The sequence below is a fragment of the Streptomyces longispororuber genome, from assembly GCF_024448165.1.
Lineage (GTDB): Bacteria > Actinomycetota > Actinomycetes > Streptomycetales > Streptomycetaceae > Streptomyces > Streptomyces longispororuber_A.
In genome coordinates this window covers 22,050-33,568 of record NZ_JAMOLN010000112.1, presented here as the reverse complement: position 1 = coordinate 33,568, position 11,519 = coordinate 22,050, and the positions used below count along the sequence as shown (strand labels likewise).

12 protein-coding genes are annotated in these 11,519 nt (G+C 73.2%); 4 read left to right on the top strand and 8 right to left on the bottom strand.

What is annotated here, in order from left to right:
- From M4J07_RS28060 to M4J07_RS28050, 3 genes are all read left to right on the top strand, one after another.
- A partial coding sequence (locus M4J07_RS28060) for a lactate utilization protein B (RefSeq protein ID WP_255976034.1) occupies nt 1-1,405 on the top strand: 1,405 nt, incomplete at its 5' end.
- On the top strand, nt 1,402-2,049 hold the full coding sequence (locus M4J07_RS28055; protein ID WP_255976032.1) for a LutC/YkgG family protein: 648 nt from the start codon (nt 1,402-1,404) through the stop codon (nt 2,047-2,049). The genes M4J07_RS28060 and M4J07_RS28055, both read left to right, overlap by 4 nt.
- 22 nt (nt 2,050-2,071) lie before the next feature.
- Entirely contained in the window at nt 2,072-3,235 is a 1,164-nt protein-coding gene (locus tag M4J07_RS28050; protein ID WP_255976030.1) for a betaine/proline/choline family ABC transporter ATP-binding protein, read from the top strand.
- 31 nt (nt 3,236-3,266) lie between these two features.
- Here M4J07_RS28050 and M4J07_RS28045 read toward each other — a convergent pair whose 3' ends face one another.
- Genes M4J07_RS28045 through M4J07_RS28030 form a run of 4 tightly spaced genes read right to left on the bottom strand, consistent with a single transcriptional unit; the run spans nt 3,267 to nt 6,821 of the window.
- Nucleotides 3,267-4,448, bottom strand: a complete 1,182-nt coding sequence (locus tag M4J07_RS28045; RefSeq protein ID WP_255976028.1) for an NAD(P)/FAD-dependent oxidoreductase — start codon at nt 4,446-4,448, stop codon at nt 3,267-3,269.
- A gap of 56 nt (nt 4,449-4,504) precedes the next feature.
- Entirely contained in the window at nt 4,505-5,455 is a 951-nt protein-coding gene (locus M4J07_RS28040; RefSeq protein ID WP_255976026.1) for an ABC transporter substrate-binding protein, read from the bottom strand.
- Nucleotides 5,452-6,129 (bottom strand): ABC transporter permease, encoded by a 678-nt coding sequence (locus M4J07_RS28035; protein WP_255976024.1) that lies wholly within the window; start codon nt 6,127-6,129, stop codon nt 5,452-5,454. The genes M4J07_RS28040 and M4J07_RS28035 overlap by 4 nt, the downstream gene beginning before the upstream one ends.
- On the bottom strand, nt 6,126-6,821 hold the full coding sequence (locus tag M4J07_RS28030) for an ABC transporter permease (RefSeq protein ID WP_255976040.1): 696 nt from the start codon (nt 6,819-6,821) through the stop codon (nt 6,126-6,128). The genes M4J07_RS28035 and M4J07_RS28030 overlap by 4 nt, the downstream gene beginning before the upstream one ends.
- Nucleotides 6,822-6,975: 154 nt before the next feature.
- On the opposite strand from M4J07_RS28030, the gene M4J07_RS28025 reads away from it, so the two are divergent.
- A complete protein-coding gene (locus M4J07_RS28025; RefSeq protein WP_255976022.1) occupies nt 6,976-7,941 on the top strand; it encodes a pirin family protein in 966 nt (321 codons plus the stop codon).
- 5 nt (nt 7,942-7,946) lie between these two features.
- On the opposite strand, the gene M4J07_RS28020 is transcribed toward M4J07_RS28025, so the two are convergent.
- From M4J07_RS28020 to M4J07_RS28005, 4 genes are read right to left on the bottom strand one after another with little or no spacing between them, the layout of a single operon-like run.
- On the bottom strand, nt 7,947-8,708 hold the full coding sequence (locus M4J07_RS28020; protein WP_255976020.1) for an ABC transporter ATP-binding protein: 762 nt from the start codon (nt 8,706-8,708) through the stop codon (nt 7,947-7,949).
- Nucleotides 8,689-9,594: an ATP-binding cassette domain-containing protein gene (locus tag M4J07_RS28015; protein ID WP_255976018.1), complete on the bottom strand. Its 906-nt coding sequence runs from the start codon at nt 9,592-9,594 to the stop codon at nt 8,689-8,691. Before M4J07_RS28015 ends, M4J07_RS28020 begins: the two co-directional genes overlap by 20 nt.
- A gap of 3 nt (nt 9,595-9,597) precedes the next feature.
- A complete protein-coding gene (locus M4J07_RS28010; protein WP_255976016.1) occupies nt 9,598-10,452 on the bottom strand; it encodes an ABC transporter permease in 855 nt (284 codons plus the stop codon).
- A 7-nt stretch (nt 10,453-10,459) separates the two neighbouring features.
- On the bottom strand, nt 10,460-11,509 hold the full coding sequence (locus tag M4J07_RS28005; protein WP_255976014.1) for an ABC transporter permease: 1,050 nt from the start codon (nt 11,507-11,509) through the stop codon (nt 10,460-10,462).
- Nucleotides 11,510-11,519: the final 10 nt, after the last annotated feature.

The following is an 11,519-nucleotide window of genomic DNA, read 5'->3' as shown; positions in this document are numbered from 1 at the left end:
GAAGCACGCCACGCACACCATCCGCGACAAGCGGGCGCGCGCCGTCGCCGAACTCGACGACTGGGCGCAGCTGCGCGAGGCCGGCAAGCAGATCAAGGACCACACGCTCCGTCATCTGGAGCACTACCTCGTCCGGTTGGAGGAGTCGGTCACGGCCGCGGGCGGCACCGTGCACTGGGCCGCCGACGCCGACGAGGCCAACCGCATCGTCACCCGCCTCGTCCGGGAGACCGGCGAGACGGAGGTCGTCAAGGTCAAGTCGATGGCCACGCAGGAGATCGGCCTCAACGAGCACCTGGAGGCCGAGGGCATCCGCGCCTACGAGACCGACCTCGCCGAACTCATCGTGCAGCTCGGCGACGACCGCCCCTCGCACATCCTGGTCCCCGCCATCCACCGCAACCGCGGCGAGATCCGCGACATCTTCGCCAAGGAGATGGGCAGCTGGGGCCGGGCCGCCCCCGACGGCCTGACCGACACCCCGGCCGAGCTCGCCGAGGCCGCCCGCCTCCACCTGCGCGAGAAGTTCCTGCGCGCGAAGGTCGGCATCTCGGGCGCGAACTTCATGGTCGCCGAGACCGGCACGCTCGTCGTGGTGGAGTCCGAGGGCAACGGCCGGATGTGCCTGACCCTGCCCGAGACGCTCATCTCGGTCGTCGGCATCGAGAAGACCGTGCCGACGTGGCAGGACCTGGAGGTGTTCCTCCAGACGCTCCCCCGCTCCTCCACCGCCGAGCGCATGAACCCGTACACGTCGACCTGGACCGGCACCACCGACGGCGACGGCCCGCAGACCTTCCACCTGGTCCTGATCGACAACGGCCGCACCGACACCCTCGCCGACGAGGTCGGCCGGCAGGCGCTGCGCTGCATCCGCTGCTCGGCCTGCCTCAACGTCTGCCCGGTGTACGAGCGGGCGGGCGGCCACGCGTACGGCTCGGTGTACCCGGGCCCGATCGGCGCCATCCTCAGCCCCCAGCTCCGCGGCACCGCCAGCGAGATCGACGCCTCGCTGCCCTACGCGTCGTCGCTCTGCGGCGCCTGCTACGAGGTGTGCCCGGTCGCCATCGACATCCCCGAGGTCCTGGTGCACCTGCGCGAACGGGTCGTCCAGGGCGGCGAGGTGACCCGGCGCGGCGCGAAGGTCACCCTCAAGCCGGCGAAGGGCCACGCGGCGGAGCGGGCCGCGATGCGCGCGGCCCGCTGGGCGTTCACCCACCCGGCGGCCCTCGGCGCCGGCCAGCGGCTGGCCTCGCGCACCCGCCGCTTCCATCCGCGCACGGTGCCGGGCCCCGGCAGGGCGTGGACGGCGACCCGGGACCTGCCGACTGTGCCGGCGGAGTCCTTCCGCGACTGGTGGCAGCGGACAGGCGGCGGCAAGGCCGGAAAGGACGGCGGCAAGTGAGCAGCAGGGACGTGATCCTGGGCCGGGTGCGGCGCGCGCTCGGCGGTCCGGTCGGCGCACCGGAGTCGTACGGCACGGACGTCGACCGCGGCTATCTGCGCGAGCACGGCTCCCGGACGACCGGGCAGACGGTGGAACTGCTCGCCGAGAACCTGGCGGACTACCGGGCGATCGTGCACCGGTGCACGGCCGGGGAGCTGGCGGACACGGTCGCCGGGCTCCTCGCCGCGCACGGCTCGCGCTCGGTGGTGACACCGCCCGGGCTGCCGGCGGACTGGCTGTCGGCGACCGACGCGACCCGGGTCGCCGACGAGGCGGCCACCACCCCCGCCGAACTCGACGGGGTCGACAGCGTCGTCACCGCCTGCGCGGTGGCGGTCGCCGAGACCGGCACCATCGTCCTGGACGGCTCCCCCGACCAGGGGCGCCGCCGCATCACGCTCGTCCCGGACCACCACGTCTGCGTGGTGCGCGTCCCCGACCAGGTCGTGTCCTCGGTCCCGCAGGCCCTCGGACGGCTCGATCCGGCACGTCCGTTGACGTGGATCTCGGGCCCGTCCGCGACCAGCGACATCGAGCTGGACCGGGTCGAGGGGGTGCACGGTCCGCGCACCCTGGAGGTGGTGCTGGTGAGCGGGGAGTGAGACACGCGGTTACGTTGAGGGCATGATCCGGTTCGATCAGGTCACCAAGCGGTACGCGGACGGCACGACGGCGGTGGACGACCTCTCGTTCGAGGTGAACGAGGGCGAACTGGTCACGCTCGTCGGGCCGTCCGGCTGCGGCAAGACCACGACGATGATGATGGTCAACCGGCTGATCGAGCCGACGTCCGGCCGGATCTTCGTGGCGGACGAGGACATCGCCACGATCGACCCGGTCAAACTGCGGCGCCGGATCGGCTACGTCATCCAGCAGGTCGGCCTCTTCCCGCACCGCACGATCCTCGACAACACGGCGACGGTGCCCGCGCTCATCGGCTGGAAGAAGGCGAAGGCGCGGGCGCGCGCCGCCGAGCTGCTCGACCTGGTGGGCCTCGACCCGAAGACGTACGGCGGCCGCTATCCGGAACAGCTGTCGGGCGGCCAGCGCCAGCGCGTGGGGGTCGCCCGCGCGCTGGCGGCCGATCCGCCGGTGCTCCTGATGGACGAGCCGTTCGGCGCGGTCGACCCGGTGGTGCGCGAGCAGTTGCAGGACGAGTTCCTGCGGATGCAGGCCGCGGTCCGCAAGACGGTCCTCCTGGTCACGCACGACATCGAGGAGGCGGTGCGGCTCGGCGACCGCATCGCGGTGTACGGGCAGGGCCGCATCGAGCAGTTCGACACCCCGGGCGCGGTCCTCGGCACGCCCGCGACGCCGTACGTCGCCGAGTTCGTCGGCGCGGACCGGGGTCTGAAGCGGCTGTCGGTGACCGAGATCGAGCCGGACGACCTGGAGCAGCCGTCGGTGGCCCGGCTGGACGAACCGGCGACGCAGGCCGCGGCCCGGATGCGCGACGAGGCGGCCCGCTGGGCGGTGGTCCTGGACGAGCAGGGGGACCTGCACGGCTGGGTCGGCATCGACGACGTGTCCCTGGCCGGTGCGGACGGCCGCGTCGGTGACCTGGCGCACCGGATGAACGCGTGGGTGCCGGTGGGCGCGCCGCTCAAGCAGGCGTTCGGCGTGATGCTGCAGCACGACGCGGGCTGGGTGGCGGTCCTCGACGGTTCGCGGTTCCTCGGTGTGCTGACCCCGGCGAAGCTGCACGAGGCGCTGCGCCGCTCCGTGGACGCGGACGCCCAGGGCGTGGGGCGCGACGAGGTCGAGTTCGACTCGGTCGCGGACGCCTGAGCGCCGCCGCCCGGATCACCGAACCCTCACCCTAGACCTCAGGTCGAGAGTCCGGCGCCGACGCGGGCCGGTGCCGGTCCATCGCGCGCAGGTTCTCGTCCTGTACGTCGCCGGGGACGGGCCGGTCCGGGCGGTACGCGGCGAGTTCCGGCACCGGCCGTCCGGTGGCGATCTCCCGGGCGGCGAGCCGGCCGAGGACCGGGGCCAGCGTCACCGCGCTGTGCGAGACCAGGTGGTAGAGGCCGGGCGCCCGCGGCACCGCTCCGACCAGCGGCAGGCCGTCGAGCGGCACGGGCCGCACCCCGACCCGGGCGTCGGCGACGGCGGCCGACCGCAGTGCGGGGACCACCGTGCGGGCGCGGCGGTGCAGTTCGCGCGGCAGCCCGTCGACGCCGCCGCCGACGATGCCGCCGAGCCGCGCGTCGACCTCCCACGACAGGGCGAGCACCCCGCCGTCCGCTGTGGGCCGCAGGTCGATCCCGGGGGCCGCGACGATCGCGGTGAGCGGGCCGCCGGCCAGCGGGCCGCACTCCGCCACGAGCCCGGGCACCCGCCGCACGGGCAGGCGCACCCCCGCGAACCCGGCGACGCGCGCCGCCGCGGGCCCCGCGCAGTTGACGACGACGTCGGCGGGCCAGCGCCGCTCCCCCGCCACGGCCCCGGTGACCCGCCCGCCCGCGCGCAGCAGTCCGGTGACCGGCGTGCCGTCATGGGCTTCGGCGCCGTGCCGCAGGGCCGAGGCGAGCAGGGCGTCGACGAGGCGGGGCACGTCGAACCAGGCGGTGTTCTCGTGCACCACGACCTCGTCGGCGGCGCAGGCGTCCGGGTCGACGGCGGGTGCGAGGTCGCGCAGCACGGACGGCGGGGCGAGCCGGCAGGCGTGGCCCCAGCCCCTGGCCCGTGACGCCTTGTCGCGCAGCGCCCGGCGGGCCGCGTCGTCCGCCGCCCACTGGACGAGCGGTACGGGGTGCCGCCACGGCGCGCCGTCGAGTTCGTCGGCGAGGCGGACGTGTCCGTCCGATCCCTGCCGGTTCAACCGGTAGTAGGCGTACGGGGTCTTCAGGTGGGTGACGTCGGCGGAGAACGTGGCCCCTGACGTGCCCGCGGCGGGCCGGGCCTCCTCCAGGACGACGACGTGGACGCCCGCGAGGGCGAGGTGGTGGGCGACGCAGGCGCCGAGCACGCCCGCGCCGACGACGACGGCTCGAGTCATACGCGGTCGTGTACCCAGCCCGCACCGTCCGGACCTTCCTGATCCTGCGGACCGGACTACTTCAGCAGTCCCTTGTCCTCCAGATAGCTGCGCGCCACGTCCTCGGGCAGCCGCCGCCAGCTGTCGACCTGCTGGTTGAGGGAGGCGAGGTCCGCGGTGGTGAGCACGGAGTTGAGGGCGCCAAGGGCGGTGGCGACGCGGTCGCTGCCTGCCCGCGAGCGGTTGACGACGGGCACGATGTAGTCGGCGTTCTGCAGGTGCTTGTCGTCAGCGAGGAGGACCAGCCCGAAGTCGGCGAGCGTCGCGTCGGTGGTCGTGGTGAGCACCATCTGGTCCTGGCCGTTCTGCACCGCCTTCTTGGACTGCGTGGTGCCGACGCCCTTGGGGTCGACGCCCGTGATGTCGATGCCGTAGACCTTCTTCAGGCCCGGTTCGCAGTAGGGCCGCTGGACGCATTCGTCGCCCGCGGCGAGCCGCACCTTCAGGCCGGAGGCGCCGAGGTCGCTGAGCGTCTTGAGCCGGTGCTCCGTCGCGTACGTGCCGGCGACGGCGAAGGCGTTCTGGTCGACGGCCCGGCCGGCGTCGAGGACGACCAGGCCGCGGGGCCGGGCGAGGTCCCGCAAGGCCTTCATGGTGGCGTCGAGGTCGGGCGAGCCGACGGGGGCGGCGTCGGCCCCGTTGGTCTTGGCGTTCAGCCAGTCGGCGAAGGTCGCGGCGTACTCGGGGACGACGTCGATCTGCCCGGACTCCAGGGCGGGTTCGTACAGTTCGCGGTTGGCGACGGACAGGATCTGGGTGCCGTACCCGGCGTCCTTCAGGAGCAGCGCGTACATGGTGGCGAGCAGATCGCTCTCGGTGAATCCGGCCGATCCGATGACCAGGTGCTTGCTGTCGCCGGGCGGCGCGGTCACCTCGCCCTGGTTCTCCAGCGACGGCCCTCCGGTGCATCCCACGGCGAGCAGCACTCCGCCCACCAGGGCACCGGCCCTGCGCACGAGGCTCCTCATCCGCCTGCCCTCCCCCGCGCCCAGGCCGGGGCGAGCCGCTCGGCGATCTCGAAGAGCCCCTCCACGACGAGGGCGAACACGGCGACGAGCACGGCGCCCGCGACGACCTGCGGCGTACTGGCGAGATTGAACCCGGCGGTGATGATCCGCCCGAGCCCGCCGCCGCCCGCCAGCGCGGCGATGGTGGCGGTGGCGACGAGCTGCACGGCGGCGATCCGGACACCGGTGAGGATCATCGGCAGCGCGAGCGGCGCCTCCACGCGCAGCAGCATCTGCCGCCCGGTCATCCCCATCCCGCGCGCGGCACGCACCACTTCGCGGTCGACGCCGCGCATGCCGACGTACGCGTTGGTGAGCAGCGGTGGCACGGCGAACAGCACGAGGGCGACGACGGTGGGGCCTTCGCCGTACTGCCCGAGCGGTGTGAGCAGCAGCAGGACGAGGACGGCGAAGGTGGGCACGGCCCGGCCGACGTTGGAGATGTTGACGGCGAGCGCCCCGCCCTTGCCGAGGTGGCCGAGGACGAGGGCGACAGGCAGTGCGATCAGACAGCTGATGACGAGGCAGACGACCGTGAGCACCAGGTGCTGGGTGAGGCGGTGCCAGATGCCGTCGTCGCCGGCCCAGTGCGCGGAGTCGGTGAGCCAGTCCCAGGCGTCGGTGAGGGTCTTCATCCGCGGCTCGCTCTCGTCCAGGGGGTCAGCAGCCGTCCGGCGCCCAGGAGCAGCAGGTCGGCGGCGATCGCGATGACGACGCAGAGCACGGAGGCGGTGAGCACCTGGGCCTTGAAGTACGTGTTCATGCCGGAGTAGATGAGGTTGCCCAGGCCGCCGTACCCGACGATCGCCCCGACGGTCACCAGGGACACGGCGGACACCGTGGCGATGCGCAGCCCGGCCATGGCGGCGGGCAGGGCGAGCGGCAGTTCGACGGTGAGCAGCAGTCGGACGGGCCCGTAGCCCATCCCCCGGGCGGCCTGCCGGGTCTCCTCGGGAACGGCCCGCAGCCCGGCCAGGATGTTCCGTACGAGCAGGGTCAGCGAGTACAGCACGAGGCCGGCCACGACGAGGGTGGCGGACAGTCCGTACGCGGGCAGCAGCAGCGAGAACATGGCCAGCGACGGGATCGTGTACAGCACGGTCGTCAGGGCGAGCACCGGCCCGGCGGCCCACCCCCAGCGGCGGGCGACGACGGCCAGCGGCACGGCGATGACCAGCGCGATGGCGACCGCGACCAGGGTGATCTGCAGGTGCTGCACCACGGCGTCGACCAGGATGTGCCGGCGCGTGCTCAGATACTCGCCGCAGATCCAGTCGTTGCGGGCGAGGCAGTCGTCCGGCGGCGGGGCGCCGGGCACCGCGGTCAGATGGGGCACTCGTCCATTCCAGTGGCCCGGGCGGGCCACTGCCTGCTGGGGTGACCCGTACGGGCGGCGGACGCGACGGCGCACGCGCCGTCCGACGGAGCGACTTCCCGTCGTGGGACTGACGGCGGACGGCCACGGGGCTAGGTTGTCCGACATGAGCAATCTTGATCGCGAGGCGGTTCCCTCCGTGTGCGGCGGGCGGGGTTTCGTCGTCGCGGACCCGGTCCGCGAACTCCTCAGCCCGCGCCGGGTGAAGCTCGGCGAGTCCACGGAGGTGCGCAGACTGCTGCCCAACCTGGGCCGCCGCATGGTGGGCGCGTGGGCGTTCGTCGACCACTACGGTCCGGACGACATCGCGGACGAGCCGGGCATGCAGGTGCCGCCGCACCCGCACATGGGGCTGCAGACGGTGAGCTGGCTGCACGACGGGGAGGTCCTGCACCGCGACAGCACCGGCAGCCTGCAGACGATCCGGCCGCGCGAGCTCGGCCTGATGACGTCGGGCCGCGCGATCTCCCATTCGGAGGAGAGCCCGCGGCCGCACGCCCGCTTCCTGCACGGCGCGCAGTTGTGGGTGGCGCTCCCCGACGCCCACCGGCACACGGACCCGCACTTCGAGCACCACGACGCGCTGCCCACGGTGACGGCGCCCGGTCTCACGGCCACCGTGGTCCTCGGCACGCTGGACGGGGCGACGTCCCCCGGCACGACGTACTCCCCCCTCGTCGGCACGGACCTGGCCCTCTCCCGCGGAGCGGACGTCCGGGTCCCGCTGGAACGCGACTTCGAGTACGCCGTCCTGTCGATGTCCGGCGAGGCGCACGTCGACGGCGTCCCGCTGCTGCCCGGCTCCATGCTCTACCTCGGCTGCGGCCGCACCGAACTGCCCGTGCGGGCGGAGTCGGACGCGGGGCTGATGCTGCTCGGCGGCGAGCCGTTCGAGGAGGAGCTCGTCATGTGGTGGAACTTCATCGGCCGCAACCAGGACGAGATCACGCAGGCTCGGGAGGACTGGATGCTCGGGTCGCGGTTCGGGGAGGTGAAGGGGTACGACGGAGGGCGGCTGGATGCGCCTGAGCTGCCGCCTGTTCCGCTGAAACCCCGGGGTCGAGTGCGTTGAACGACCTACGGCGGAGGCGAGGACGTGAGGCGCGGGACGGCGTCGCGCAGGGTGCGGGTGGCGGGGTGCCGGGGGTGGTGGAGGACGTCGGTGAGGTCCCCCTCCTCCACCACGCGTCCGTGGTGCATGACGATCACGCGCGGGCAGAGTTGCTCCACCACCGCGAGGTCGTGTGAGATCAGCAGGCAGGAGAGCCGGTGTTCGGTGCGCAGCCGGCGGAGCAGGTCGAGGATGCGGGCCTGGACGGTGGTGTCCAGTGCGCTGGTCGGTTCGTCCAGGATCAGGAAGCGCGGCCGTACGGCCAGTGCGCGGGCGATCGCCGCGCGCTGGCGCTGACCGCCGGAGAGCTGGTGCGGGTAGCGTGCGGCGTGCTCGGCGGTCAGTCCCACGTCGGTGAGCAGTTCGGTGACGCGGTGCCGTTCGACGCCGCGCGCCACCATCCGGTGTGCCCGGAGCACTTCGCCGATCGCCCTGCCGACCCGCATCCGCGGGTCGAGCGCGCCCTCGGTGTCCTGCACGACGATCTGTACGGCACGGCGGTACGGACGCGGTCGGCGCATCGCGGTGAGGTCGACGCCGTTGAAGGTCACCGTGCCGCCGGCCGGTGCCACCAGGCCCAGCAGGCACCGGGCCACCGTCGTCTTGCCCGATCCGCTCTCGCCTATCAGTCCCAGGCCGAGGGGGCCTTCGGGCAGGGTGAGGTTCACCCGGTCCACCACGGTCGTGTCGCCGTACACGACGGTCAGGTCACGGGCCTGAAGCACCATCGGCGGCCTCCTCGTCGTATCCGTCGTCGCGCGCCTCGCGGTTCTCGTCGCCGGGTTCTTCGCCGCGTCGGTCGCGTGGCCCTGGCACCGGAAGTCCACGCAGCCGTGGTGCGGCCGCCAGCAGTTGCCGGGTGCGGTCGGCGTGTGGGGCGGTGACCAGCTCGGTGGCGGGCCGGTCCTCGATCACCCGCCCCCGGTGGAGTACGGCGATCCGGTCGCACAGTCCGGCCAGCAGCGCGAGGTCGTGGCTGATGAACAGTACGGCCGTGCCGTGTTCCGCGCGCAGCTGCGTCAGGAGGGTGCAGATCTGCGCCTGGGCCGTCACGTCCAGCGCGCTGGTCGGCTCGTCCGCGATGAGCAGTCGTGTCCTGAGGGCCGACGCCAGGGCGATCGCCACGCGCTGGAGCTGTCCGCCGGAGAGCTGGTGCGGGTGGCGGTCGAGGTGTGCGGCGGACAGACCGACGCGTTCCAGTCCGGCCGCGGCGCGGCCGCGGGCCTCGGCGCGGCTGCATCCGTGCAGTCGCAGCGTACGCAGCACCGTCACGCCCACGGGCAGTACGGGGTTGAACGCGGTGGCCGGATTCTGCGGGATCAGGGTCATCGTGGAGCCACGCAACCGCCGCAATCGCCGCTCGGGCATCGACAGCAGTTCCTCGCCTGCCAGCCGGATGCTGCCGCGGACGTGGGCGCCCGCGCGCCGCGTCAGTCCCAGGACGGTCAGCCCGACCGTGGTCTTGCCCGCGCCGCTTTCCCCCGCCAGCCCCAAGAACTCACGCTCGTCCAGCGGCAGTTCATCGACGCGGACGACGGGCTCGGCGTCGGAGGACCCGAACCGGACGCGTACGTCGCGCAGTTGCAGCCAAGCGGCGTCACGGGCGGAGACCATCGGTCAGGCCCGCTGAGTGGGGCGCGGGACATGGCGGGGGTCGAAGCGGTCGCGCACTACATCACCGAGGAGGAAGCACACGCCCGCGACGAGCATGATGGCGGCTCCGGGGAAGGTGCCGAGCCACCAGTGGGTGGTGAAGTAGTTCTGCGACTGCTCCACCATCAGGCCCCAGTCGGGGGTCGGCGGCTGCGGGCCGAGGCCCAGGAAGGACAGTCCGGAGGCGACGAGCAGCACCCCGCCGACGTCGGTCGAGGCCTGGACCAGCAGGGGCGTCGAGGCGTTGGGCAGGACGTGGCGGACGAGAGTGCGGCGGTGGCCGAGACCGAGGGCCCGGCACGCCTCGATGTACGGGCGGCCGACGACCGACGCCGTCTCGCCCCGCACCAGCCGGGCGTACCACGGCCACCACGTCACCGTCAGCGCGACGGTCAGTCCCACCGGACCGGGCGCAAGGACCGTGGCCAGGGCCAGTGCGAGCAGCAGAGCGGGCACGGCCAGGAAGACATCGGTGAGGCGCATGAGGAGTTCGTCGATCCAGCCGCCGAAGTAGCCGGCCACCACCCCGATCACGGTGCCCACCACCAGCGAGACCGTCACCACGGCCACCGCGACGACGGGGCCGATGCGCGCGCCGTACAGCACGCGGGAGAACACGTCACGACCCAGTTCGTCGGTGCCGAACCAGTGGGCTGCGGAGGGCGGGCGCAGAAGCTGAGCGGTCTCGGCGGCACCGGTCGCGTCCTCCGGGTACGGGGCGAGGACCGGTGCGAGCAGGGCGACGAGCACGATGGCGCCTGCTCCCCCGAGGGCGAGGACCAGCGCCGTCCGGCCGCCGCGGGCACCGCGCGCCCTCACCGTCGGCTCACCGCAGCGCGACGCGCGGGTCGAGGGCGGCCTGTGCCAGGTCGACGGCCAGGTTCGCGGCAAGGTAGAGCAGGGCGACCAGGAGCGTCACCCCGACGACGGCCGGTACGTCCAGGGACTGCACCGCGTCGGCCGCGTACCGGCCGAGCCCCGGATAGTCGAACACCGCCTCCACGAGGAAGGTGTTGACCAGCGAGTACCCGAAGATCAGCGCGGTGAGCTGGAGCACCGGGTTCCAGGCGAGCCGCAGGGCGAAGCGGCCGAGGACGACCCGCTCGGGGAAGCCGAGCGCGCGCACCATCTGGATGTGCGGTTCGCCGACGGCGTCCAGGATGCTCGCCCGGACCATGCGCGCGAGGACGGCCGCGGGATAGGAGGCCACCACGAGTGCCGGCAGCAACAGGTGGTCGAGGAGATCGGTCGCCGCCACCCCGTTCCCGGTGAGTACGGCGTCGAGCAGGGGCAGGCCGGTGACCGTGGTCACCGGATGCGCGCCCATCACGGCACGGTCGTAACTGCCCGCGATCGGCAGCAGATCGAGCCGGCTCGCGATGAGCGTCTGCAGGAGCAGCGCCAGCCAGAACGTGGGGATCGCGGCGCTCAGCAGCGCGCCGGACCGCACCAGCCGGTCGACGGTCCCTCCGTGCCATCGGGCGGCGAACAGGCCCGCGGGGATGCCGACGGCGAGCCCGATGACCATTCCGGCGAGCACCAGCTGCAGCGTGTTGGGCAGCCGCGTGAGCAGATCGGTGAGGACGGGACGGTGGGTGAGGACCGAAAGGCCCCAGTCGCCGCGCGACACCCCGGTCAGGTACGAGACGATCTGCTCGGCGACGGGACGGTCGAGACCCAGCTCGGCGCGGACCCTCGCCCGTTCCACGGCCGATGCCCGTGGCCCCGCCCAGACACCCGCGGGGTCGCTGGGCACCACCCGCGCGATCAGGTACGTCAGCACCACCACCCCGAAGGCGACCAGGGCCGAGAGCACCGAACGGCGCGCCGCGTAGCGGATCATCGGCCGACCGCGGCCGCTGCGGGCGCGCTTCATGTCCGCCCCC

Coding starts and splice junctions, on each gene's coding strand:
- M4J07_RS28050 (WP_255976030.1), top strand. CDS start 2,072: ATGATCCGGTTCGATCAGGTCACCAAGCGGTACGCGGACGGCACGACG.
- M4J07_RS28045 (WP_255976028.1), bottom strand. CDS start 4,448: ATGACTCGAGCCGTCGTCGTCGGCGCGGGCGTGCTCGGCGCCTGCGTC.
- M4J07_RS28040 (WP_255976026.1), bottom strand. CDS start 5,455: ATGAGGAGCCTCGTGCGCAGGGCCGGTGCCCTGGTGGGCGGAGTGCTG.
- M4J07_RS28035 (WP_255976024.1), bottom strand. CDS start 6,129: ATGAAGACCCTCACCGACGCCTGGGACTGGCTCACCGACTCCGCGCAC.
- M4J07_RS28025 (WP_255976022.1), top strand. CDS start 6,976: ATGAGCAATCTTGATCGCGAGGCGGTTCCCTCCGTGTGCGGCGGGCGG.
- M4J07_RS28020 (WP_255976020.1), bottom strand. CDS start 8,708: ATGGTGCTTCAGGCCCGTGACCTGACCGTCGTGTACGGCGACACGACC.
- M4J07_RS28015 (WP_255976018.1), bottom strand. CDS start 9,594: ATGGTCTCCGCCCGTGACGCCGCTTGGCTGCAACTGCGCGACGTACGC.
- M4J07_RS28005 (WP_255976014.1), bottom strand. CDS start 11,509: ATGAAGCGCGCCCGCAGCGGCCGCGGTCGGCCGATGATCCGCTACGCG.